This is a genomic window from Achromobacter sp. B7 (assembly GCF_003600685.1).
GTDB classification, from domain to species: Bacteria; Pseudomonadota; Gammaproteobacteria; order Burkholderiales; family Burkholderiaceae_B; genus Achromobacter; species Achromobacter spanius_B.
Genome location: NZ_CP032084.1, coordinates 1,795,235 through 1,820,202, shown reverse-complemented (window position 1 = coordinate 1,820,202; position 24,968 = coordinate 1,795,235). Strand labels below are relative to the sequence as shown.

The 24,968-nt window shown below is 64.2% G+C and carries 17 protein-coding genes; 6 read left to right on the top strand and 11 right to left on the bottom strand.

Translation table 11 applies throughout. The annotated features are described in order from the left end of the window. Positions 1-191: 191 nt before the first annotated feature. Both rng and DVB37_RS08205 read left to right on the top strand, forming a co-directional pair. Positions 192-1,673, top strand: coding sequence for a ribonuclease G (rng, locus tag DVB37_RS08210; RefSeq protein ID WP_104143317.1), 1,482 nt, complete (start codon positions 192-194; stop codon positions 1,671-1,673). Positions 1,674-1,869: 196 nt separating this feature from the next. Next, on the top strand, positions 1,870-2,571 hold the full coding sequence (locus tag DVB37_RS08205; protein ID WP_120154589.1) for a DUF3053 domain-containing protein: 702 nt from the start codon (positions 1,870-1,872) through the stop codon (positions 2,569-2,571). 11 nt (positions 2,572-2,582) lie between these two features. On the opposite strand, the gene DVB37_RS08200 is transcribed toward DVB37_RS08205, so the two are convergent. The 3 genes from DVB37_RS08200 to msbA all read right to left on the bottom strand — a co-directional run bounded on the left by DVB37_RS08200 (position 2,583) and on the right by msbA (position 8,351). Continuing rightward, a complete protein-coding gene (locus DVB37_RS08200) occupies positions 2,583-4,049 on the bottom strand; it encodes a sensor domain-containing diguanylate cyclase (protein WP_120154586.1) in 1,467 nt (488 codons plus the stop codon). A gap of 493 nt (positions 4,050-4,542) precedes the next feature. Then, entirely contained in the window at positions 4,543-6,351 is a 1,809-nt protein-coding gene (locus tag DVB37_RS08190; protein ID WP_046807763.1) for a monovalent cation:proton antiporter-2 (CPA2) family protein, read from the bottom strand. A gap of 224 nt (positions 6,352-6,575) precedes the next feature. Next, positions 6,576-8,351, bottom strand: a complete 1,776-nt coding sequence (gene msbA, locus DVB37_RS08185; RefSeq protein ID WP_046807762.1) for a lipid A export permease/ATP-binding protein MsbA — start codon at positions 8,349-8,351, stop codon at positions 6,576-6,578. 107 nt (positions 8,352-8,458) lie between these two features. Here msbA and DVB37_RS08180 point away from each other — a divergent pair, with 107 nt between their 5' ends. From DVB37_RS08180 to DVB37_RS08170, 3 genes are read left to right on the top strand one after another with little or no spacing between them, the layout of a single operon-like run. Next, on the top strand, positions 8,459-9,430 hold the full coding sequence (locus tag DVB37_RS08180) for a glycosyltransferase family 9 protein (RefSeq protein WP_120154584.1): 972 nt from the start codon (positions 8,459-8,461) through the stop codon (positions 9,428-9,430). Between the two features lie 16 nt (positions 9,431-9,446). Continuing rightward, complete coding sequence (locus DVB37_RS08175; protein ID WP_046807760.1) at positions 9,447-10,211, top strand: YdcF family protein; 765 nt, start codon at positions 9,447-9,449, stop codon at positions 10,209-10,211. Continuing rightward, a complete protein-coding gene (locus DVB37_RS08170; RefSeq protein ID WP_371683126.1) occupies positions 10,208-10,489 on the top strand; it encodes a YkgJ family cysteine cluster protein in 282 nt (93 codons plus the stop codon). The genes DVB37_RS08175 and DVB37_RS08170 overlap by 4 nt, the downstream gene beginning before the upstream one ends. Before the next feature lie 77 nt (positions 10,490-10,566). Here the strand turns inward: DVB37_RS08170 and DVB37_RS08165 are convergent, their stop codons facing one another. Genes DVB37_RS08165 through dnaE form a run of 7 tightly spaced genes read right to left on the bottom strand, consistent with a single transcriptional unit; the run spans position 10,567 to position 19,737 of the window. Further along, the gene (locus tag DVB37_RS08165) at positions 10,567-11,721 is read right to left on the bottom strand and encodes a glycosyltransferase family 4 protein (RefSeq protein WP_120154579.1); all 1,155 of its coding nucleotides are present in this window, start codon (positions 11,719-11,721) and stop codon (positions 10,567-10,569) included. Then, a complete protein-coding gene (locus tag DVB37_RS08160; protein WP_120154577.1) occupies positions 11,696-12,421 on the bottom strand; it encodes a polysaccharide deacetylase family protein in 726 nt (241 codons plus the stop codon). The genes DVB37_RS08165 and DVB37_RS08160 overlap by 26 nt, the downstream gene beginning before the upstream one ends. Before the next feature lie 9 nt (positions 12,422-12,430). After that, entirely contained in the window at positions 12,431-13,555 is a 1,125-nt protein-coding gene (locus DVB37_RS08155; protein ID WP_120154575.1) for a glycosyltransferase family 4 protein, read from the bottom strand. Continuing rightward, positions 13,552-14,304 carry a glycosyltransferase family 2 protein gene (locus DVB37_RS08150; RefSeq protein ID WP_120154573.1) on the bottom strand — a complete coding sequence of 251 codons (753 nt, stop codon included), beginning with the start codon at positions 14,302-14,304 and terminating at the stop codon, positions 13,552-13,554. The genes DVB37_RS08155 and DVB37_RS08150 overlap by 4 nt, the downstream gene beginning before the upstream one ends. After that, positions 14,301-15,149, bottom strand: a complete 849-nt coding sequence (locus tag DVB37_RS08145; RefSeq protein ID WP_046807754.1) for a polysaccharide deacetylase family protein — start codon at positions 15,147-15,149, stop codon at positions 14,301-14,303. The genes DVB37_RS08150 and DVB37_RS08145 overlap by 4 nt, the downstream gene beginning before the upstream one ends. Next, positions 15,146-16,246 (bottom strand): glycosyltransferase family 4 protein, encoded by a 1,101-nt coding sequence (locus DVB37_RS08140; RefSeq protein ID WP_046807753.1) that lies wholly within the window; start codon positions 16,244-16,246, stop codon positions 15,146-15,148. Before DVB37_RS08140 ends, DVB37_RS08145 begins: the two co-directional genes overlap by 4 nt. Then, positions 16,246-19,737: a DNA polymerase III subunit alpha gene (gene dnaE, locus DVB37_RS08135; RefSeq protein ID WP_104143301.1), complete on the bottom strand. Its 3,492-nt coding sequence runs from the start codon at positions 19,735-19,737 to the stop codon at positions 16,246-16,248. The genes DVB37_RS08140 and dnaE overlap by 1 nt, the downstream gene beginning before the upstream one ends. A gap of 161 nt (positions 19,738-19,898) precedes the next feature. On the opposite strand from dnaE, the gene lpxO reads away from it, so the two are divergent. After that, positions 19,899-20,798, top strand: a complete 900-nt coding sequence (gene lpxO / locus DVB37_RS08130; RefSeq protein WP_046807751.1) for a lipid A hydroxylase LpxO — start codon at positions 19,899-19,901, stop codon at positions 20,796-20,798. A gap of 64 nt (positions 20,799-20,862) precedes the next feature. On the opposite strand, the gene hrpA is transcribed toward lpxO, so the two are convergent. Further along, positions 20,863-24,939, bottom strand: a complete 4,077-nt coding sequence (gene hrpA / locus DVB37_RS08125; protein ID WP_240434053.1) for an ATP-dependent RNA helicase HrpA — start codon at positions 24,937-24,939, stop codon at positions 20,863-20,865. Positions 24,940-24,968: the final 29 nt, after the last annotated feature.

Genomic DNA, 24,968 nt, shown 5'->3' with positions numbered 1-24,968 from the left:
TGACTATAGCACAGGTTTTTGGGCAGGCCGCCCGGGCTGGCAAGAAAGTTGTGTAAATCTAAATACGCATGAAGTCGGCATCGCAACCGGTGATGCCGCCGTCTATATAGTAGTTGGCGCCCGGGCTTGCCTAGGCGTAGGGTACGTTTACTATTCGCTGTACGCCGCACCTACTTGGAGACGAGCACGCTATGCCCCCCGCCATCGCCCAGCGCGAAGATATTCTGATCAATGTGACCCCGTTTGAAACCCGCGTTGCGCTGGTGGAACAAGGGTCAGTGCAGGAGCTGCATGTGGAACGCAGCATCCAGCGTGGCCATGTCGGCAATATCTACCTGGGGCGTGTGGTTCGTGTGTTGCCGGGCATGCAAAGCGCGTTTATCGATATTGGCCTGGAGCGCGCCGCCTTTATTCATATTGCCGACCTACGTGAGAACCGCGGCGAACGTAGCCAGGGCTTGACGCCCACGCCCATCGAAAAGCTGCTCTTCGAGGGACAGACCATCATGGTTCAGGTGGTCAAGGACCCGCTGGGGACCAAGGGCGCGCGTCTGTCGACCCAGATCAGCATGGCGGGACGGATGCTGGTTTATCTGCCCCATGATCCCCATATCGGGATTTCGCAGAAGATCGATGCCGAATCCGAGCGCATTCAGCTGCGTGAGCGGTTGCAGGCGCTGATGCCGGCGGATGAGAAAGGCGGCTTTATCGTGCGGACGCAGGCCGAAGGCGCTAATGATGAAGAACTAACCGCCGACCTGGAATATTTGCGCAAGCTCTGGAGCAGCGTCCAGGCTGCCGCTAGAACCCAGCCCGCCCCCGCGCTTTTGCATCAAGACCTTACGCTGGCACAACGCGTATTGCGAGACATGGTGGGACCGACGATTGGCGCCATTCTGGTGGATTCGCGCACGACCAGCGCCGCGATGCTGGAATGGGCACGGGTCTACACCCCGTCTGTCGTCGACCGCATTCAACATTACAGCGGCGACCGCCCCTTGTTCGATACCGCCAACGTCGACGACGAGATCGCGCGTGCGCTGTCTCGCCGGGTAGACCTGAAATCGGGCGGGTATTTGATCATCGACCAGACCGAAGCACTGACGACGGTGGACGTGAATACCGGCGGGTTCGTCGGCGGCCGCAACTTTGACGACACCATATTCAAGACCAACCTGGAGGCGGCCCAGGCAATCGCGCGCCAACTGCGGCTGCGTAACCTGGGCGGCATTGTCATCCTGGACTTCATCGACATGGAAGAGCAGGAACACCGCGACACGGTGCTGGCCGAACTCAAAAAAGCCTTGTCGCGCGACCGCACGCGCATGACGGTTAATGGCTTCACGCAACTGGGGCTGGTGGAAATGACGCGAAAGCGCACGCGGGATTCGCTCGCGCATCAGCTTTGCGAGCCCTGCCCCATGTGCGAATCGCGCGGCAATGTCCGCACGCCGCGTACCGTCTGCTACGAGATTCTGCGTGAAATCCTGCGCGAGGCCCGGCAGTTCAATCCCAAGGAGTTTCGGATCCTGGCGTCGCAGGACGTCGTGGATTTATTTTTGGAAGAAGAAAGCCAGCATTTGGCGATGCTCGGCGATTTCGTCGGCAAACGGGTATCCCTGGAAGTCGAGAGCACCTATACGCAGGAAAAATACGACATCATTCTCGTTTAATCTCGCCTGACACGCGCGTATAGCAAAAACCCATCTGACTTTCACATCAATCTTCGCAAATTATGTGACGTAACGATTCGATTGAAATGAAGTTTGAAACGGATGGCGGCGAGTAGCTTCAGCCGATAAGCTCGCGGGCGCTTTGACAGGGTTTACCCTGCCAAGCGCCCTTTTTCATGCTTTCGGAGGTTATTCAATGAAGTCCCTATTCCGTCCGTTCTTGCTGCTGGTTGCGGCGCTGCCGCTGGTGCTGGCCGCTTGCGGCGACAAGGAGCCCGAGCAGCGTGCCGCGTTCATCCAGTACCTGCAAACTCGCATCGTGGACAAGCCCGGCGTGCGCGTGCCCAAGCTGACGGATGAGGAACAGAAGTCGTTCGGCGACTACGCTGCTCATTACGCCGTGATCACCGATTTCAACGCCGGCATGGACGCGTCCGTAAAGCCGTTGTCGGGAATCATCCAAAAAGGCGCCATGCGTTCGTTGAACGATATCGTGACGCGCCGCGAGGATATGAAAGCCGCGCAACAGTCCTTGAGCGATATGGGCGTTGCACTGAAAGATCAGCAGACCAAGGCGGACGCGGCGCACGCGCAACTTAAACAGCCGGCGGACTTGAAGACGGTTTACGACAAGGCCTATGAAAAGACCGTGAGCCTGCCCGCCGACACGTTCCGCGACGTGCTGCCGCAATTGAATGCCACCTTCGACAGCGGCTTGAAAATCGCCGACTACGTCGAGGCGCACAAAGCGCAGATCGAGATCTCGGGTCCGATCGTCAAGGTGAACGACCCGGCGGTGCAAACCGAGTTGAACCAGCTGCTGCAAAACCTGAATGAACAGGCCAAGAACCTGCAACAGGCGCATACCCGCATGCAGGCGTTGATGCTGGGCCGATAAGTCAGGGACCATCAAGCCGAGGCGATTCGATTGCGCCCGGCTTTTTTTGCGCGATACACGGCGGCGTCGGCGGCCTCAAGCAACATCGATGCCGGTTTTGCATCGGTAGGTCTGGCAGTTGCCACACCGATGCTGACCGTGACGATGCCGCCCACATTGTCTTCATGCGGAATACCAAATTCCGCAATCGCTCCCCGTATGGATTCGGCAATGGCCGTCGCGTCGCCGCGATCGGTATCGGGCAGCAGCAGCACGAACTCTTCGCCACCATAGCGGGCCGCCAGGTCGCGAGGCCGCCGGGCTTTACTCTCGAGCGCCCGCGCCAGCCGTTTCAACAGCTCGTCGCCCTCTTGATGGCCGTAGCGATCGTTGTAGCGCTTGAAGTGATCCGCATCCAGAAAAAGCAGTGAGATCGGCGTGCCATTGCGGCGGGCCGATGCCCACTCGCGTTCAAGCGTTTCGTCAAACGTGCGCCGGTTGGCGATGCCGGTCAGGCCATCCGTCTGTGCGCGCTCTCGCAATTGCTGTTCGAATGCCTGACGCCACCGCATTTCACGACGGAACAACACAATCTGGGCCATCACCGAGAAAAACAATGCCAGGGTAACGGGCACGATCAACGCCGCGCGCCGTTCCCAACGCGCCAGGATGTCGTCCACGGATAGCGCCACGTCGATCACCAGCGGCGTCTTGTCGATGGTGTCGAAGGTGTAAAGACGGTTCACGCCATCAGGCGCCCAGTCGCCCACGAAAGTGCTTTCACGCCGGATCAGGAATTGCTGGAACGCCAGCAGCCCGGCCCCGCTATCCGCAACATCCGCAACGGAATAAGGATTACGCACCAGTACCACGCCGTCGTTGCGGAATATCGTGATGGCGTCGTTGTGGCCGATGGATAGCTCTGCGAATCGATCGCGGAAATACGCCATTCGCAACGAACCGGCAACGACTCCGGCGAAACTGCCATCCGCATTCACCAGGCGACGGCTGATTGCGATGCTTTCATCGCCCTGCCGCAGGCGGCTGATATAAGGGCGGCTGACGTACAAGCCCACATCGTGCGCATCGCGGTGCACGCGAAAGTAGTCGCGGTCGGCAAAATTCAACGGCGGGGGATTAATCGAGGTGGAGTCATAACGGATGTTTCCGTCGCGATCCAGCACCACGATGGCGCCCAGGTATTCGGCGGTGGACGACCGGTCAAACAGAAAGCGCTGTAGCGTAGGACGGCTGACGTCCCCGATACCGGGCTCGCCCAGCCGTTCTACGACGCCTTGCAGGGATAAATCGTAGATTTGAAGCGTGCGGCCAATATCAGCGGCAAGCACCCCGGTGATGTTACGTGCCGACTTGTTCGCGGTAGCCCAGGTGGCCTGACGGTCGATCCACAGCAACGCCACTGCCGCCATGCAGATGCCGATGGCCACCAGTCCGGCCAACGCGTACAAGGCGCGGTGCACAAAACTGCGAGACTTCAAACCGGCGCTCCTTGGCGATGCGTGCGGGTGTCGTGGCTGACGTCCTTGCGATATTCAGCATGATGATGCCGCCGCCTGGCGCGGCGCGCAAGGCGGCAAACCCGAGCAACGCTCCGGGCGCCGTACGCCCGGCCTTAGCCGTCAAGAAACCGCCGCCGCGCCGATTCGGAACGGAAACGCGCCCGCGCCCCGGACCCGGTCCGTCTCGCGGTGTGCGCTGATCGCCCATGCAGGCGCAGCGCTGCCCCCTGGCGTGAGCAGCTGACGCATCGCGTCAGCCGAAAACCCGCACTGCAACGCCAAAGCCTGGCGTCGGGCAAGCTCAACCCCTACAGCGTGCGGTGTCAAAAAACCCCGGTCCGAATGCAGCATGGCAGCCCCCTGGCAAATGCTCTTCGTAAGTGAAGAGCCAGTGCTGATAAATCTACCGCAGCCGGGCACCGCCGCGCGTGAAATGAACCGAAAAGTTGTGCAACGATGGCGATATACAGCGTTACGCCAGGGGATTGGTGGCCGCCTCGGCGGCTTCTCGGTCCGGCTTGTCGTTTCGCCCGTCGGCAGGCCCCGTCATATTGCCGTACAGCAACGACCGGCCCGCGAACAGGCCGCCCGCCACTTCCAGGTCGAAGCGTTCGGTATCGCGCCGGCGCACGTCCTGCACCACCTCGGCGGCCTCGTCCGCCGGCACCCCGATGGCGCGCAATGCGGCTTCGCCGAATACCAGCGCCGATTCCAGCGTTTCGCGCACCTGGTAGTCGACCCCTTCCTTGGCGAGGGCCAGGGAATGAATGCGGTCATACGCCCGGACCACCACGCGCACCAAGGGGAATTCGGACTTGATCAGCTTGACCATGTGATTCACGGCCTGCGGGTTGTCGATACAAATCAGGATCGCGCAGGCGTTTTCAGCGCCGGCCGTACGCAACATGTCGATGCGGGTACCGTCGCCGTAGTACACCTTCACGCCCCACTTCGCTGCCGCGCGGATGGCGTCGGTGTCCGTATCCAGAATCGACACTTTCAGGTCGCGCGCCAGCATCGCCTGGGTGACGATCTGGCCGAAACGGCCAAAACCCACGATCAGCGCGCAGCCGTCCAGATCTTGCGCAACATCCACTCCGTCCATCGAAGGAACCGGCGCGGGCAGCAGCCACCGCAACGACAGCACACATAATGGGGTCAGAGCCATGGAAATAATGACGACTGCGGTCAGCACCGCACCGGTATGCGCGTCGAAAATGCCGGCAGCCGCAGCCGCTCCATACAGCACGAACGCGAACTCGCCACCCTGGGCCAGCAACGCCGCCCGCGTCACCGCCTCTGCGTGCGAGGCGCGCAGCAAGCGGGCCACCACGTAGACGCCCAGCGATTTCACGACCATGAACGCGACGACAGCCGCCAGGATCAGCGGCCATTCGCGCACCACGGCCGACAGGTCCAGCGACATGCCGACGCCCAGAAAGAAGAGGCCCAGCAATATGCCCCGGAAGGGTTCGACTTCGGCCTCCAGCTGATGTCGAAACGTGGATTCGGACAACAGAACCCCGGCAAGGAATGCGCCCATCGCCATCGACAAGCCGCCAAGTTCCATCAGCAAGGCGGCGCCCAGCACGACGAGCAGGGCCGCGGCGGTCATGACTTCGCGGGCGTGGGCGGCGGCCAACAGCCGGAACAACGGGTTCAGCAACCAGCGCCCGGCCGCCAGCAGCGCCAGGATGCAACCGAGGGCGATGGCAGTCTGCGTCCACGGGTTGCCGTGATCCGCCGTCGCGCCGCTGGGCGCCAGCAAGGCCACCAAGGCCAGCAGGGGCACGATGGCCAGATCCTCCAGCAGCAAAATGGAGACGATGCGCTGGCCCTGCGCGCTGGTGCTTTCGTCGCGCTCGCCCAAGATCTGCATCACGATTGCCGTGGACGACAGCACGAACCCCATCGCGGCCATGAAGGCGGCCGCGCCCGACAGGCCCGCCAGCAAGCCCACCACCGTCAGCAGCCCGCCGCAGGCCAGGACCTGCGCCACGCCCAGCCCGAAGATTTCACCCCGCAGCTTCCACAGGCGCGAAGGCTGCATTTCCAGCCCGATGATGAACAGGAACATGACAACGCCCAGTTCCGCCACGTGCAGGATGGACTTGGGGTCGGAAAAGAAACCGATGCCGAAGGGACCGATCGCCAAGCCGGCCGCCAGGTAGCCCAACACGGAACCCAGCCCCAGGCGCTTGAAGATCGGTACGGCGACGACCGCCGCGCCCAGCAGGACGACGACGTTCACAAGTTGATTGCCTTCGATAGGCGAAGCCATAAGGCGCTCCTGGTTATACGATGGGCCCGCCATGCAAGGCAGGGCCCGGCCACAGCAGAGGGGCTTGCGCCATTTTCCGGCTATCCGTCGGATTGGCAATCAGAAACTACGGGGCTTGGGCGGTGGACGGGGCGGCGCCAAGAAGCGCCCGCGCCGTGCCCCGGGCGGCACAAAAAAAGCCGCCGCGCTGGTTGCGCGGCGGCTCGGGCCGATAAGGGTCGCGTTCAGTCGTCGCGAAATTGCATCTTGTACAGCGACGCGTACAGGCCATTGGCGGCCAGCAGCTCGGCGTGGGGACCCTCTTCGACAATTTTTCCGGCATCCAGCACGATGATCCGGTCGGCGTTCTGAACCGTGGACAGCCGATGCGCAATGACCAGCGTGGTGCGGCCCTTCATCAGGCGTTCCAGCGAGGCCTGCACCTGGCGTTCGGATTCGTTGTCCAGCGCCGAGGTGGCTTCGTCCAGGATCAAAATGGGTGCGTTCTTGATCAGCGCACGCGCAATGGCCAGGCGTTGGCGCTGGCCTCCGGACAGGCGGGCGGCATTCTCGCCGACCTGCGTGTTGATGCCCTGCGGCAGCCCTTCCACGAATTCCAGCAGGTTGGCGGCCGCCAGGGCGTCGCGCACTTTTTGCTCGCTGGACTTGCCCAGCGCGCCGTAACCGACGTTGGCCGCGATGGTGTCGTCAAACAGCACGACATCCTGGCTGACCAGCGACAGATGCGAACGCAGGCTGCGCAGCGTCAGCTCGTTGATGGGGGTGTCATCCACCAAAATCGACCCGGAGTCGGCCAGCACAAAGCGCGGCAGCATGTTGACCAGCGTGGTCTTGCCGCTGCCCGAACGGCCCACCAGCGCGACCGTCTGGCCCGGTTCCACCACGAAGGAAATGTCGTGGACCGTATCGCGGTCGGCATCGGGAAAGCGATGTTTGACATGGCGAAATTCCACCTTGCCGCGCACCGGTTCGGGCAGTTCCTTGGTGCCGGTGTCGATCTCGGGCGTCTGGTCGATCAGCGTGAACACGCTTTCGGCGGACACCAGCATTTTTTGCATGCGGGCGGCCACGTTGGTCAGGCGCTTGATGGGGTCGAAGATCTGCGCCAGCGCCGCCATGAACGACGCAAAACTGCCCACCGTCAGCGAGCCGCTGTTGGCCTGGCTGAGGGCCACGGCAATGACCGCGCCCACCGAAATCGAAATGCAGACCTGGGTCAGGGGCGTCAGCGCGGCGTCCGCCGTGGCGGTGCGCATGGCAAACCGGCGCAGGCGGCGGCTGACGAAATCGAAGCGACCGCGTTCGACTTCATAGCCATCGAACAGCTTGATGACGCGCTGGCCGTCGATGCCTTCACCGACCACCCGGGTCAGTTCGGCGTTCATGTTGACCGTATCGCGGTTGATGCGGCGCAGGCGCTTGATGAAAAAGCGCGAGATCAGCACCGACACCGGCAACATGATCAGGATGATCAGCGTCAGCACCCACGACATGTACAGCAGGACGCAGATCAGCGCGATGACGACCAGCGTTTCGCGCACCAGCACCGTGATGACATCGGTGGCATAGCCGGTGACGTTGCCCGCGTCGATGGTGAAGCGGTTCAGCAGGCGCCCGGTGTCGCCGCGCTTGAAGTCCGCGTCGGGCAGGCCCAGCAGGCGCTCGAACATGTCGCGGCGCATGCCCAGCAGCACGTTGTTGGCCACCCAGGCCAGCAGGTAGTCGCTGAAGAAGTTGCAGATGCCGCGCAGCAGGATCAGGCCCACCACCGCCAACGGCAGTGCCCAGACATAATAGGGTTTGTTGCCGGAAAAGCCGCCGTCCAGCAAGGGCTTCATAATGACGGCCAGAACCGGTTGGGTCGCGGCCGCGCCCGCCATCAGCAGGACGGCCAGCAACAAGCCCTTCCAGTAGGAACCCACCCGGCTGTAGATCCGGCTCCAGAGTTCAGCCTTGACGGGGGTGGAGTCCGCGGGTGTGTTGCGTGCGGGAGAATTCAAAGGGAACACTCGCTTTTATACAATTGTGCCCAGGATTGTACTGGCTACGCGCCGCCGCGCTGAGCCGCCCTACCCCTAATAAGACTAATTTGCCTTCCCACCCATCCATGTCCGATATCAGCTGTTTATACGTGCGCCTGCCAAATTGGGTGGGCGACGTCTGCATGAGCCTGCCCAGCTTGCGCGCATTGCAGGCCAGTGGCCTGCCCCTGGTGATCTGCGCGCGGCCATGGGCCCGCGACCTGCTCGATGGCGTGCCGAAGAAGGATTTTGTTCCCATGCGCGGCAAGGTTGGCCCGGACCGGGCCGCCGTCAGCGCCCACCGCCGCTCGCTGGGCGCCATGGGCCGCCGCGCGCGGGGCCTGCTGCTGCCCGATTCGCTATCCAGCGCCCTGGTGTTCCGGCTGGCCGGCCTGCCGTGCGCCGGCTACCGCGACGATGGCCGCAGCTTTCTGCTGCGTTGGCCGGTGACCAAGCCGGATGAATCTTTGCACGCCGTGCAGTCCTGGCACCACCTGACCCGCCAGGCCTTGTCGCTGTGGGGCCTGCCCAGCGGCCCGGCGCAGCCCGGCCCCACGCTGGACCTGCCGCTGACCCCGTCGCACCAGCAGGCCGCCAACCAGGCCATGCAGGCCGCCGGGCTGAGCGCGCAGCGTTTTGTCCTGATTGCTCCCACCGCCACCGGCCTGCACAAGGGCAAGATCAAGGTCTGGCCGGGATTCGATACACTGACGCGCGCCTTACAGGCGCAAGGCCATACCGTGGTAATGTGCCCCCCTCCGGCCGAAACCGACGAGGCACGGCGCAACGCCCCAACGGCGCAATTGCTGCCCGCCTTGCCGCTGGGCGCGTTTGCCGCGTTGACGGCGCGCGCGGCGCTGGTGATCTGCAACGACTCCGGGGTCTCCCACGTTGCCGCCGCCGCGTCCGCCCGGGAACTTGCGCTGTTTGGCGTGACCCGGCCGGGCCGAACCGGTCCGTGGTCGCCTCGGGCGGTATGCGTCGGGTCGGAGCATGCATGGCCGACCGTCGACGAAGTAGAACAGCAGGCAATGTCCCTGCTGGGCGGGACGATGTAATCAGGATTGTTTTGACATGACCTTTTCCAGCTACCTTACGAATCTGATCATTCCCTACAACTTGTGCGTGACGCTGGTCATCATCGGTCTGGCGCTGGGATGGTTCCGGCTGCGCAAGACCGGCGCGGCCATCATCGCCGCGGGCTTGCTGTGGGCGCTGGCCTGGTCCCTGCCCGCGACCTCGCTGTGGCTGGGCGGCGCGCTTGAAAACCGATATCCGCATTTGCCCCCCGCGGACTCCCCCACCGCCGACGCCATCGTCGTGCTGGGCGGCAATACCGCCAATGGACGCGCCAACTGGTTCCTGCCCTATGACAAAGACACCGCCGTCGTGCGCGTGGACACGGCCGCCCAGCTGTATCTGGCCGGACGCGCGCCCAAGGTCGTATTGTCCGGTGGCGCGCTGGAAGGCGACGTCAGCGAAGCCCGCGGCATGGCGCATGCCATCCGTCAGCAAGGGGTACCGGAATCGGCGTTGATCCTGGAAAACAGCAGCCGCACCACCTACGAAAATGCGGCCTTGACCGAAGACGCGCTGAAATCGCGCGGCATCGCCAAGGTGCTGCTGGTGACGTCCGCGCTGCACATGCCGCGCGCCATGGCGGCGTTTTCCAAGCAAGGCGTGGAAGCCATCGCCGCGCCCGCGCCGCCGCAAATCGTCGCTCCGGCCGACGGTTCGCTGTCGCCGTGGCTGCCCGACCAGCGCACTTTCGACGCCAGCCGTTCCATCATCAAGGAATACGCCGGCCTGTTCGTTTATTGGCTGCGCGGATGGGTATGAGCCTGACGGCTTCCCACCTGGATTGCCGGGCGGGCTGCGGCGCATGCTGCATCGCCCCGTCTATCACTCGGCCGATTCCCGGCATGCCCCAGGGCAAGCCGGCCGGCGTGCCCTGTATTCAGTTGCTGCCGGACATGCGCTGCGCGATTTTCGGCCAGCCATCCCGCCCCGATTTCTGTGGCGGGCTGCAACCCCAGCAAGAGATGTGCGGCCCGGACCGCGAGCACGCGGTGCGATGGCTGGCGGACCTGGAACGCGCCACCGCGCCCGGCCATTGACCGTCAACGGCCGGCGGTCAATCGCCCGCCGTCAATCGCCGGCCGTCAATCGCCAACTATCGAACGCATCCCCTGCTTCAAGCCTGTTGCCGCGCTTCAAGCACCTTTTCATATAGCGCCTCGTAGCGCGCAGCCACGGTTTCCCAGCTTTGGTCACGCGCGATCGCCAGGCCGCGCTCGGTCAACGCCGCCCGCAGATCCGGTTCCGAACCCAGCCGTTCCAGCGCCTGTGCAAGCTGTGCGCCGTCGCGCGGGTCTTGCAGGATCAGCGCGTCTTTACCCGCGGACAGGTATTGCGCAAACCCGCAGTAAGCCGGCGAGCTCACCACCACGGGCAAACCGTGCGACATGGCTTCCAAGGGCGCCATGCCGTAGCTATCGTTCAGGGTGGGATGCGCATAGATATCCGCCGCGCTGAAATACTGGGCCACTTCTGGCGTGGGGTCGATCAACGTTACGCGGTGGGCAATGCCGCCCGCTGAGCGCACGCGGTCGCGGGTCGCGTCATCGGCGCCCACCACCAGCAGCTTGTATTGCGCCGGCAGTTGCGCCAGCGCGTCCAGCAGCGCCGGCAGGCCCTTGCGTAGCGGGTTTCTTGCCACCAGCAGGCAGCCGATGGTGTCGGCATCCCAGCCCAGACGGGCGCGGGTCGCTTCACGGCGAAGCGCCAGATCAGGCGATGGCAGCTTGACGCCCGGCGCGATGATGTCCACCTTCAGCTGTGGGCCATAACTGCGGTGCAGCTGGTCCATGATCAGCCCGGACACGGCCACCACATGACGCGTGGGCGACTGGCGCACGCGCAGCTTCTCCAGCAGCAGATAGGTGGCCAGGCGCGGGCTGAGCCACGCGCGGAACCCCTGCACCGGGTTGACTCGCGCCACGCGGTTATAACGCACCGGCGTCACGTGCATGACCTGGATTTCGCCTGCCCAGCCGTTCATGTGTGAATGCACGATGTCGAACCGGCCGCGCGTCAGCCGATCGGCGCGCCAGGCAAAATACAGCACCCGCATCCAACTGGGCAGCCACCCGGGAAACCGCACGGGCAGAAACTCGAACGGCAGATCGCTATCAAAATCGCGCGCAACGACGGACACGTCGTGACGCTCGCCCAGCACCCGCATCAGCTCCACGCCGTAAGCCTCGGCGCCACCGAAGCGGTTACCGAAACGGTCCACGAGCAGCGCGATGCGAAGCCGCCGCTCAACGGCGCCGGCGGGTGTCTTCATACCGGGTCAGGCACTTCTGCAGGAAACGGATGATGTTGGTGGAACGCGCCACCGTCACACGCGGCAAGCCGAAGGGATCATCCGAGGCCGCGGCCAGGCCGCGTTGGGTCAGCGTGGCGTTGTCGTAGCCGGCCTCGCGGGCCATGGCGCGATGCTCGGGGCCGTGGTCGCCATAGGGGTAGCAAAACGCGGTGACCGGCGCGCCCAGCGCTTGTTCCAGTTCATCCTTGGATTCCACGATCTGGCGGCGCGCCTCGTCGGGCGCAAGCTCGGGCAGATGCACATGGTCCAGCGTGTGCGAGCCCACTTCGTTGCCGGCCTGCGCCCATTCGCGCATTTCGTTCACGGTCATCAGGGCCGAAAAAGGAATGCCTTTTTGCAAGTCCCAGACGTTGCCGCCGTCGAATTGGCGCGCAACAAAATAGTTGGTGGCGGTAAAGCCCAGCTCGCTCAAGATCGGCATCGCGTTCTGATGCACGTTGCGGTAGCCGTCGTCAAAGGTAATGCCGAATACCTTGCCTTGCCGTTCACCGCGCACATAGGGCATCACGTCGCGCATCGACAAGCCGCGATAACCCAGCCGACGCATCCAGCGCATCTGGCGGGCGAAGCTGTCGGGGTGCACCGTCAGCCCACGAAACGGCGTGCCCTTGGGATTGGGCTCGCCGATCTGGTGGTACATGAGAATGGGAATAGACATAGGACCGGATTATAGAGCCCGACGTCCATCCAGCGTACGCTGGTAGACGTCCACTGTGGCCGCCGCGAAACGTTGCAGATTGAAGTCGCGCAAGCTGGTTTCGCGCGCCCGCGCGCCCATCTCGCGCACCGTGTCCGGATGGTCCAGCATGAAACGCAGTTTGGCTGTAATGGCGGGCACGTCCCGCACCGGCACGATCCAGCCGTCGACGCCGTCATTCACGTTTTCCGGCAGGCCGCCGGCATCGCTCACCAGCGCGGGCAGGCCCAGCGCCATGATCTCGCGGCAGGCGAAAGACAGGGCTTCGCGATACGACAAGACAAAGCCGGCGTGGCAAGACGCCAGCGACGCGCGCACGTCGTCCAGCAGGCCCGGAAAGCGCACTTGGTCGATCATGCCCAGCTCGCGCACGCGAGCCAGCTTGGCTTCGTTGGGCGGGTCGCCCGCCACCATCAGCTGCACGCGCGCTTTGTCTTCGGGCGGCAACGCGGCCACGGCGGCCACCAGGTCCAGCCAGCCCTTATCGTAGTCAGTGCCGCCGGCGCTACCCAGCAGCAGCTTGCCCTGCCAGTCTTCCCCGAAGATCAGCGCACGCAGCTTGTCCAGACTTTCGGGCGGTGGCGGTGCGAAGAACTCAGTGTCAACGCCGTGGCGTATCGTGGTGATGGGGCGCTTGCTGTAGGGCGAGCGCTGCATCAGTCCATGCACGTAATCGCTGACGGCGATGCCGTGGTCCGTGGCCAGCGCCACGCGCAACTTGTGGCCAAAGCTGGAAAGCGGGTGGTCATTGTGCTTGGTAAACACGATGCGGGGCCGGCGCGCCATGCCCAGCGTCGCCAGCATGACCTGCTTGTGATCGGCCGAACCGTTGGCGTGAATGATGTCGAAACGCCCGGTCTTGATCAGGCGGCGCAACTTTGCGCGGTCCTTGAACCAGGACGAGGGGCGCGTCGTGTATAGCATGTCCACCACCGTCACGCCGGGAATCGCGCGGGCGTAGCGATACAGCCGGCTGGTGGGCGGCGCCGCCACGGTGATGTCGTGGTCGCGCGCCAACGCCTTCGCCAGATTGATGATGTAGGTGACGTGCCCCCCGCCGTTGTTCGCGTGGAAGTTCGTGTACAGGATCTTCACTTTTGCTTCTCGGCCAGGAACATCAGCTTGGAATAGCGAAAGAAGCTGCCCGCCGCGGCCGTCACCGCCAGCACCAGGCCGTGCCGGCCATCCAGGAAACCGCGCCGGATCAGGTAGATGCGCACGAACGTCCAGAAGCCGTGGCCCAGCGCGCCGAACACCGACGTGCGGCGCCCCTTGGCGTACATCATGGCGGCGGCATCCGACGAATAGCGATTGACCTTGTTGATCAGCGCGTCCAGGTTGTCGTAGGGATAGTGGTTGAAATAGCCCTGCAATTTCAAGGGATGGCCATTGGCCGGCACCACCCGTTCGTGCACGGCGGCATCGGTGAAGCGCGCCGTGCCGCGTTTGAACAGGCGCAGCACGTAATCCGGCCACCAGCCGCTATGTCGAATGTCCTTGCCGCAAAAATTGGACAAACGGGCAATCTCGTACGCATCGGCGCGCGGGTTGGCCAGCACGTCCTGAATCTCGCGGGCCAGTTCGGGCGTCACGCGTTCATCGGCGTCGATCGACAAGACCCAGTCACCCGTGGCCAGGTCCAGCGCGCGGTTTTTCTGCGGGCCGAAGCCGGGCCAATCAGCCGTGACTTCGACGCGCGCGCCCAGCGCCTGCGCCAGCTCGACGGTGCCGTCGGTGCTGCCCGAGTCAACCACGATGAATTCGTCGGCAAAGGACACGGACTTCAGGCAGGCGGCGATGTTGGCCGCTTCGTTCTTGGTGATGATGATGACTGATAGCTTCATCCGCGATTCCTAAGACGCTTTTTCCAGGCTTTCCAGGCGTGGTAACGCGGGCCCCAAAAAGGGTCGCGCGACAACCAGATGCGCCGGTTTAGCCAGCTTCCGCCCTGATTGCGCACGGCGAAGCGATAGATGTGTTCGGGGTCCGCGCCGGGCGTGTTCTGCCCGAAAGGGTCGGTGGTGTACAGGTGCGCAAAACCCGCCTGGCGCGCGGCGGCGACGTAGTCGGCGTCAAAGTAGCCTTGCGGCCAGCACAAGTGGCTGCTGACCGAGCCCAGACGCTGCACCAGCGTCTGGCGGGAATCGTGCAGCTCGCGGGCGATGTGCTCGCGCTTGGCGTCCACATCGTTGCCGCAGACCTTGTCCCAGCGCGTGTGCGTATGCGTGTGCGAATGGAACTCGAACGTGCCCGCCGCTTGCATCGCTTCGATTTCGCTCCAGCGCAGCATGGCGTCGTCCGTCCGCCCGGCCGCCACCCATTGCTTGCAGGTGTCGTGGTCGGGCGTGGCCGGCAGCACGCCGCCCTGACCGGCGTGCGCGCGCACAGGGCCGTCGCCGATCCAACCCGTGATGGTGAACAGCACGGCGCGCATGCCGTGGCGCGCCAGAACCGGATGCGCGTGTACCCAGTTGTTCAGATAGCCGTCGTCGAAGGTGATCAGCACCGAGCGCTCAGGCGCCGGCTGCCCCGCCAGGTAGGCGGCAAACTGCGCGGCCGTCAGCGATTGATAACCCGCGCGCGCCAGGCGCGACACCTGCGCTTCAAACACGTCGGGCGTCGCCGCGATCATGCCGCCCGCGGGGGTGACATGGTGGTACATCAGCACGGGGACGTTGGGCGCGTTCATGCGGCGCGTTCCGCCAACCATTTCAGGTAGACGGCTTCGGTGGTTTCGGCCAGGCGCACGGGCGAAAACACGGCTTCTTCCCAGACCATCTTGCGGCCGGCGTCGCCCATCTGGCGGCGCAGGGCCGGGTCATCGATCAGGCGCTGCAAGGCGTCGACCAGGGCTTGCGGGTTCTTGGGCGGGACCAGGATGCCGGTTTCGCCATTGCGGAACATTTCGGATACGCCGCCTACATCGGTGCCCACCACCGGCAGGCCGCTGGCCTGGGCTTCGACGTAGACGGTGCCCGAGGCCTCTTGCTGCGTAGCCAGCGCGAACACGTCGAACCCGGCCAGCAGATTGGGCACGTCGCGCCGCATGCCCATCAGGTGGATGCGGTGTTGCAAGCCCAGCTTGGCGACGTATTCCTGCGTTTGCTCAAACACCGGCGAGCCGCCCCCCACAAACACCAGGTGCAGCTTGGGCCGGCTTTGCATCAGCGGCGCCATCGCGTCGATGAGGTCCTTGTGGCCCTTGGTGGCGCGCATGACCGCCACGCAGCCCACGATCACGTCGTCATCGGACAAGCCCAGTTCGTCACGCAACGTGGACCGTTCGACGGGGGCCGGCAGCACGATGGGCGAATAGACGGTGGCGATCTTGTTGGCGGGCACGCCGCGCTGGATCAGGTACTTGCGCACGTGGTCGCTCACGGTCGTCACGCGATGCGGCAGCCACGTGTAGGACCACATCGAACCGACCTTGTTCGACAGGTGCCGCGTGCGCACGATCAGCGGCGTACCGACCAGCCGGCCGGCCATTGCCGCAATGACGGTATCGCGCCGGCTGTGCGTATTGAGCACGTCGAACCGCCCCTCGCGCAGGATACGGCGCACGGCCGCCACGCCCTTGAAGTAATTCACCGGCCCGTCCATATCGACTTTATGCACGGTAAAACCGGCATCCGTCAGACGTTCGACCAGCATTGCCCGCGATTGGACGATGGCTTCAACATGGTGACCACGCGCGCGCATGGCCGTCATTTCCTTGAAGATTCGCCCTTCCTGGCCACCGAAACTGGTAGCCGCTTCCGAATGCACGATACGCAGGCTTCGCATCAATAGGTCACCTCAACTCCATCGGGTTTGGTCCAGGCGTTCAGGTTTTCAAGTAGCGTGTCGGCCATGCGGACGCGCCATTCTTCGCCCAGCCGCACTGTGCATAGAAAATTGTTCTTGGTATAGACGATATCGACGGGCACGCCCGGGATACCGTTTTCCGGTTCGGCGCGGAACGGGTTCAGCATCTGGCGCAAACGCGCCGCGTCCGCCGTGCCGTTCAGCTTGACCCGCAGCGATTTGGCGCGTGCTTCGCGGGCCAGTTGCAAGTCGTACAGTTGTTCGGCAACGATGCGCATGCCGCCTGAGTAATCGTCGTTGCTGACCTTGCCTTGCACGATGACCAGCTGGTCTTCGCGCAAGCGGTTGCGATGCTTTTCGTAGAGCTCGTTGAACACCGAGATCTCGACCTGCGCGGTGCCGTCATCCAGCACGGCAAACACCATCTTGCCTCGCCGCGTCATCATGACCCGCACGCTGGCCAGCACGCCGCACATCCATTGCAGGTCGCGCTGCGGCTCCACCCGCGCCAGCTGCATCGGCACGATGCGGCGCACTTCGTCGCGCCAGGCGTCAAACAGGTGGCCGCTGTAGTAGTAGCCCAGCGCGGATTTTTCTTCCGTCAGCTTCTTGTGCAGGTCCCACGGCGCGACCTTGGCCAGTTCGCCCGCGACCACGTCGCTGCTGTCGTCGCCGAACAGCGATGCCTGGTTGGCGCTGCGGGCGGCCTGTTCGGCCGCTTCCATCGCCGTAGGCACCGAGGCCAGCATCGCCGCGCGGTTCGGTTCGATGGTGTCGAACGCGCCGGCCTTGATCAGCGCTTCGATAGTGCGGCGGTTGACGGCCTGCTTGCCCACACGGCGGCAGAAATCGAACAGGTTCAGGAACGGGCCGCCTTCCTTGCGCGCGCGCAGGATGTCTTCGACCGCGCCCTGCCCCGTGCCCTTGACGGCGCCCAGGCCGTAGCGCATGGTGCGCGGCGGCTTGCCTTTTTCGGTGTACTTGTCCTTGACGGGTTCGAAGCGGTAGCCCGAAAAATTGACATCGGGCGGCAACACTTCAACGCCGTTGTCCTGGGCGTCGCGACAGAAAATCTGGACCTTGTCCGTGTCGTCCATATCGGACGACATGGTGGCGGCCAAAAACTCCGTCGGGTGATAAGCCTTGAGCCACGCGGTCTGGTACGAGATCAGTGCATAGGCTGCCGAGTGCGACTTGTTAAAGCCGTATCCCGCAAACTTTTCCATCAGGTCGAACAGCTTGACGGCCAGGTCCGGGTCGTGGCCCTTTTCCTTGGCGCCTTGCTCGAACAATTCGCGGTGCTTGGCCATTTCCTCGGGCTTTTTCTTGCCCATGGCGCGGCGCAGCAGGTCGGCGCCGCCTAGCGAATAGCCGCCGATGATCTGCGAGATCAGCATCACCTGTTCTTGGTAGACGATGACCCCGTAGGTGCTTTTCAGCGTGCCTTCCAGATCGTTGTGGAAGTAGTCCACCGCGGCACGGCCGTGCTTGCGGTTGACGAAGTCGTCCACCATGCCCGATTCCAGCGGCCCCGGACGATACAGGGCCAGCATGGCGATAATGTCTTCGAACGTGTTCGGCCGCAGCTTCTTCAGCAGCTCTTTCATGCCGCGCGATTCCAGCTGGAACACGGCGGTGGTGTTGGCGTCGCACAGGATCTTGTAGGCGGCCGGGTCGTCCAGTTCCAGCGCCATGACGTCGAAGTCGCGCTTGTCCTCGTTGAACTGGCGCACGTAGCGCACGGCCCAATCCAGGATGGTCAGGTTGCGCAGGCCCAGAAAGTCGAACTTGACCAGGCCGGCGGCTTCGACGTCGTCTTTGTCGAACTGCGAGACGGCGCTGTTTTCCTGCCCCGGCTGGCAATACAGCGGGCAGAAATCCGTGAGCTTGCCCGGCGCGATCAACACGCCGCCCGCGTGCATGCCGATGTTGCGGGTCAGGCCTTCCAGCGGCTTGGCCAGATCGACCAGCGCGCGCACTTCCTCTTCCTGTTCGTAGCGGTCCTTGAAGGCCGGTTCGTCCTTCAGGGTGCGTTCCAGGGACCACGGATCCATCGGGTTGAACGGGATCAGTTTGGACAGCCCGTCGCAGAACATATAGGGCATGTCCAGCACGCGGCCGGCGTCGCGCACCACGGCCTTGGCGCCCAGCGTACCGAACGTGGCGATCTGGCTGACGGCGGCGCGGCCGTATTTTTCCTTGACGTAGTCAATGACGCGTTCGCGGTTGTCCTGGCAGAAGTCGATATCGAAGTCGGGCATGGAGACCCGCTCGGGATTCAGGAAGCGCTCGAACAGCAAGTCATAGCGGATGGGGTCCAGGTCGGTGATGCCCAGCGCGTAGGCCACCAACGAACCCGCGCCCGAGCCCCGGCCGGGTCCGACGGGCACGCCGTTGTTCTTGCCCCAGTTGATGAAGTCTTGAACGATCAGGAAGTAGCCCGGAAACCCCATCTGGATGATGGTCTTGCATTCCCAGCGCAGGCGCTCGTAGTACTGCTCGCGCTTGGCTTCGCGTTCGGCTTCGTCGGGAAACAGGAACGCCATGCGCTTTTCCAGGCCCTCTTCCGACAACTGAACCAGGTAGTCGTCCAGCGTCACGCCGTCGGGCGTGGGGAAGTTGGGCAGGCGCGGCTTGCCCAGCACCAGGCTCAGGTTGCAGCGCTTGGCGATTTCAACCGTGTTGGCCAGCGCCGAGGGCACGTCGGCAAAGCGCCGCGCCATTTCTTCCGAACTGAGCAAATATTGCTCTTTGGTGAACCGGCGCACGCGGCGCGGGTTGGCCAGGATTTCGCCTTCGGCGATGCAGACGCGGGCCTCGTGCGCCTGGAATTCATATTCGTCCAGGAATTGCACCGGGTGGGTGGCCACCACGGGCAGCCCGGCTTCGCCCGCCAGGCGCATGGCGGCCTGCGTGTAGGCTTCGTCGCCGTCCATGCCCGCGCGCTGCAATTCAATGTAGTAGCTGCCCGGAAACAGGTGCGCCCACTGGCGCGCCAGCGCCAGCGCCGACACGGCGTTGCCGGCGTCCAGCGCCTGGCCCACGTCGCCCATGCGGCCGCCCGACAGCGCGATCAGGCCCTGCTGGCCTTGCAGCCATTCGCGGCGGATTTCGGCACGCCCCTTGCCCTGGTTCGTCAGAAACGCCTTGGACAGCAGCTCGCAAAGATTCAGGTAACCCTGATGGTTGCGCACCAGCAACAACAGCCGGAATGGCTTGCCCGGGTCATCGTCGTTGCTTAACCAGACGTCACAGCCGGCGATGGGTTTGACCCCCGCGCCGCGCGCGCCTTTATAGAACTTGATCAGGCCAAAAAGGTTGGACAGATCGGTCAGCGCCACGGCGGGCTGGCCCAGCTTGGCCACGCGCTTGATCAGGTCGGGGATGCGAACAATACCGTCCACCACCGAGAACTCGGAGTGGACGCGCAGGTGCACAAAAGGGGTCGGGTTTGTTACGGCTTCGGACATAGCGGGAATTGTACCCAGGGATCACGGTCCAAGCCCTTGCGTCCGGAATTTTGAGCGTGGCGCCGCATGGAAACTGAAGGGACCCGTCAGGCGAACCTCAGGAAGCTTGTGTAACAATACGAGGTCGATCTGACCTATCTGCCGCAGGACGACGTTCAAGTATGAAATGGTTAATCCCCGGGATCTGGCTCGCCGCCATCCTGTTCGCCCACTTCCGAGGCCGAGTCAAACTGCCGCTGGGCCGGCAACTGCTGGACCACTCGGTGCTGCTCGCCCCCGTCAATGCCTTCATGGTGCTGGCCTCGCGCGTGCCTCCCACCCCGTACCTGACGACCAGCGAAATTGCCGAGCTGAAGGTGCTGGACGACAACTGGGAGACGATACGCGACGAAGCCGTGCAAATGGCGGAAATGCAGCGCATCCGGGCCGCGGACGCCCATAACGACATCGGCTTCAATTCTTTCTTCAAATACGGCTGGAAGCGGTTCTACCTGAAGTGGTATGACGCCCGCCACCCGTCCGCCGAAGAGCTCTGCCCCAAAACCGTTGCCATCCTGAAAACGCTGCCCAAGGTCAAGGCCGCCATGTTCGCCGAGCTGCCCCCGGGCGGCCAGTTGAACCCGCATCGCGATCCGTTCGCCGGCTCGCTGCGCTATCACCTGGGTCTGGTCACCCCGAACGATGACCGCTGCCACATCATCGTCGACGGCGAATCCTATAGCTGGCGCGACGGCGAAAGCGTCGTGTTCGACGAAACCTACGTGCACGAAGCCTACAACCACTCGGAACAAAACCGCATCATTCTGTTCTGCGACGTCGAACGGCCGCTGAAATGGCGCTGGGCCGAAGCATTCAACCGCTGGTTCGGGCGCGTGGTGATGTCGGCGGCCAGCTCGCCCAACGACGGCGGCGACCAAACCGGCGCCATCAACCGGCTGACGCATGCGCACTGGGTCATCGACCAAAAGCGCAAGGCGTTCAAGAACTGGAACCGCACGGTCTACAAGGCCACCAAGTACGGCTTGATTGCGCTGGTGATCGTGGGCTTTATCGCCCTGTAAGGCCAGACGCTATCGGCGGGTGGCCCGCGCCACCCGCCCCTCTCAAGCCCCCCTCAAGCCAGCCTCAGCGCTTGAGCGATTCCCAGCTTTTCATCAGCCGCTTTACCGAAACCGGCATCGGCGTGCGCAGCTCTTGGGCAAACAACGCCACCCGCAATTCCTCAAGCAACCACCGGAACTCGTCCAGGCGCGGGTCCGGCGCCCCCTTCAGCGCCGACCGTGCCCGCTGATATTGCGTCAGCAGCGGCGCCATTTCGGCCACCAGCTTGGCGTCGCGCGCCGGGTCGGCACGCAGCTTGTCGATACGCGCCACGGCGGCCTTCAGGTAACGCGGGTAGTGCGACAACTGGGCATAAGGCGTGTCGCGGATGAACCACTTGGGCATCAGCGCGCTTAATTGCTGTTGCAGGTCGGCGTAGGCGGACGCGTGCGGCTTGGCTTGCGGCAGCTTGCGCTGCACGGCGGCGTACTCGGTCAGCACCGCGCCGGCCAGCCGCGCAACCTCCTGGGCCAACAGCCCCAGCCTGCCCTTGCCTTCCGCGCGGCGTGCATCGAACTGCTGCTCGTTCACCGGCCAGGGTTCGGCCAGGCAGGCCTGGCCCAGCGCGCAGTCGATGATCTGGTCGCGCAATTCTTCCTGCGTGCCCAGCGTCATGTACAGCATGCTGATCTTGGTCAGGTCGGCCAGGTTCTTTTCCAGGAACTTGACCTGCTCGCGCAGGCCCAGACGGAACAGCCGCAGCAGGCCGGCGCGGTGATGCTTGCGCGCCTCGTCAGGGTCGTCGAAAACGTCCAGGTCGCAATGCGTGCCGCGATCCACCAGCGCGGGATAGCCGATCACCGACTGGCCACGCCGCTTGATCTCCATGATTTCCGGCAAGGGGCCGAACGACCACGTCGTCAGGTTTTCGTGCGCCAGCGCCTGGGCCACCTGCGTATCGCTGGCGGCCAGTTGCTGGAACGTGGCCTGCGCCTGCTTGCCGAATTCAGCCCGCAACTGCGCCAGGTTGCGCCCGGCCGCCAGCATGCGACCGTGTTCGTCCACCACGCGGAAGTTCATGAACAAGTGCGCGGGCAAGGTTTCCAGCTTGAAGTCGCCCACGGCCGGACGCACCTGCACCTGGTCCCACATGTCGGCAATGATGGCCTCCACCAAGCCTTGCTGCGGATCGGCCTGGCGTTCAAACCAGCGGTCGTAAAAGCCGGCCGCGTAGTCAGGCAACGGCACGCAATGGCGACGCAGCTTTTGCGGCAACGACTTCAACAGCAGGTGGACCTTTTCCTTGAGCATGCCGGGCACGAGCCATTCGCAGCGCGCCGGGTCGATCTGGTTCAACGCAAACAAGGGCACCGACAGGGTCACGCCGTCGCGCGGGGAACCGGGCTCGAAGTGATAGTCCAGCGCCATCGTCACGCCCTGCCATTCCACCTTTTTGGGGAAGACATCGGTGGTGACGCCCGCGGCTTCGTGGCGCATGAGCTCGTCGCGCGTCAGCATCAGCTTGGCGGCGGCGGCCTTGTCCAGGCTGGACACCCACTTTTCCAGCGTGGCCGTCTGCGAGATATCCGCCGGCAGTTGGCGGTCGTAGAAGGCGAAGATCAGTTCGTCGTCCACCAGAATGTCGGGGCGACGCGTCTGATGTTCCAGCTTTTCGATGCCGGCGATCAGCTTGCGGTTGTGCGCCACGAACGGCAGGCGCGTGTCGATCTCGCCGGGCACCAGCGCCTGGCGGATAAAGAGTTCGCGCGCCTGCGTCGGGTTGACGCGCCCGTATTGAATGCGTCGGCCCGTGTAGATCGTCAGGCCGTACAGCGTGGCGCGTTCATTGGCCACCACCTGCCCGGCCTTCTTTTCCCAACGCGGGTCCGACCAATTCTTGCGAATCAGGTGGGCGCCCACCTTTTCCAGCCACACGGGGTCGATCCGCGCCACGCAGCGCGCATACAGGCGCGTGGTCTCGACCAATTCAGCCGCCATGATCCAGCGGCCGGCCTTCTTGACCAGGCGCGAGCCCGGGTGGATGTGGAAGCGGATTTCGCGCGCGCCCTGATAGTGGCCGCCTTCATCGCTTTTGAAGCCGATATTGCCCAACAGGCCGGACAGCAGCGCCAGATGCAGCTGTTCGTAGGTGGCTTCCGCCTGGTTCACGCGCCAGCCCTGCTCGCCCACCAGCGCGGCCAGTTGCGTGTGCACGTCGTGCCATTCGCGCAGCCGGATCGGCGACAGGAAGTTCTGCCGCAACAAGCCCACCAGCTTGCGCTGGGACGCCTTGTGCTGCACCTGTTCGCCATACCAGCGCCACAACTTCAGGAAAGAAATGAACTCCGATTTGTCATCGGCGAACTTGGCGTGCGCGGCCTCGGCGGCTTCGCGCTCTTGCATGGGGCGGTCGCGCGCGTCCTGCACCGACAGGGCCGACGCGATGATCAGCATTTCGGCCAGGCATTGGTGTTCGCGCGCGGCCAGGATCATGCGGCCGATGCGCGGGTCCACCGGCAGCTTGGCCAGTTCATGGCCGGTTTCAGTCAGCACGAACGACGCGCCGGTGCGGGTCGCCTCGCCTTCGCCTTCGTCGTCGGAAGCGGAGGCCAGTTCGATGGCGCCCAGTTCTTGCAACAGATGGTAGCCGTCGGCCACCGCGCGGCCCGGCGGCGCCTCGACGAACGGAAACTGTTCGATATCGTCCAGCTTCAGCGACTTCATCCGCAGGATGACGGACGCCAGCGACGAGCGCAGCACTTCCGGGTCGGTGAACGGCGCCCGGTTATTGAAGTCCAGCTCGTCGTAGAGTCGGATGCACAGGCCCGGCCCCACGCGGCCGCAGCGGCCGGCGCGCTGGTTGGCCGACGCGCGGCTGATGGGCTCGATGCGCAGCTGTTCAACCTTGTTGCGCCACGAATAGCGCTTGATGCGCGCCAGCCCGCTATCGACCACGAAGCGGATGCCGGGCACCGTCAGCGAGGTCTCGGCCACGTTGGTGGCCAGCACGATGCGCCGCGCATTCGTGCGCGGGTGGAAGATCTGTTCCTGCTCGGCCTGCGATAGCCGCGCGTACAGCGGCAGCACTTCGGTGCCAGCCGGATGGCGCTTGCGCAGCGCTTCGGCGGATTCGCGGATCTCGCGCTCGCCGGGCAAGAACACCAGCACGTCGCCCGGGCCGTGCCGTGCGCACTCGTCCACGGCGTCGACTATGGCGTCGATCAGGTCGCGTTCTTCGTCGCCCGACATGCGTTCGCGGTCGCGGCCCGGCTTGGCGGCGGGCGCGGCGGCGTCTTCGGCCGGTTCTTCCCGCACGGGGCGATAGCGCACTTCCACCGGGTACAGCCGGCCCGACACCTCGATGACCGGGGCGGGCTTGTCTTCCGAGGCGGCAAAGTGCTTGGCAAAGCGGTCGGCATCGATGGTGGCCGACGTGATGATCAGTTTCAGGTCCGGGCGGCGCGGCAGCAGCTGCTTCAGATAGCCCAGCAGGAAATCGATGTTCAGGCTACGTTCGTGCGCCTCGTCGATGATGATGGTGTCGTAGCGGCGCAAAAGCGGATCGCGCTGCGACTCGGCCAGCAAGATACCGTCGGTCATCAGCTTGATGGACGCGTTGGGGCCGGTGCGGTCGTTAAAGCGCACCTGGTAGCCCACCACTTCGCCCAGGGGCGTGTTCAGCTCTTCGGCAATGCGCTTGGCGACCGAGGTGGCGGCCAGGCGTCGGGGCTGGGTATGGCCAATCATCTTCTGACGGCCCCGGCCCAGCTCCAGGCAGATCTTGGGCAGCTGCGTGGTTTTGCCCGAGCCGGTTTCCCCGCTGACGATCACAACCTGATGGCCCGCGATCGCACGCGCGATCTCCTGCCGCCGCGCACTGACGGGCAGGTCTTCGGGGTAATTCACGGCAGGAATCGGCCGCTCGGGGCGATCCGCGCGCGGCGGCCGCTCGGGGCGTGCGGGGCGCTCCGCGCGGGCAGGCCGCTCGGGACGCTCGGGACGTTCGGGGCGCTCTACGCGCGCAGGACGTTCAGGACGTTCGGCGGACGCTGGCCTTGCGGGCCGGCGGGGCGCGCGGGCGGCCTCGGCCGGGGCGGCAGGCGCGTCGGGGGCCCCCGGGGAAGCCGCTTTGGGCGCCCGCGGGCGAGATGAATCAGGCATGTACGATAGTCCGGTTAGCCCGGCATTAT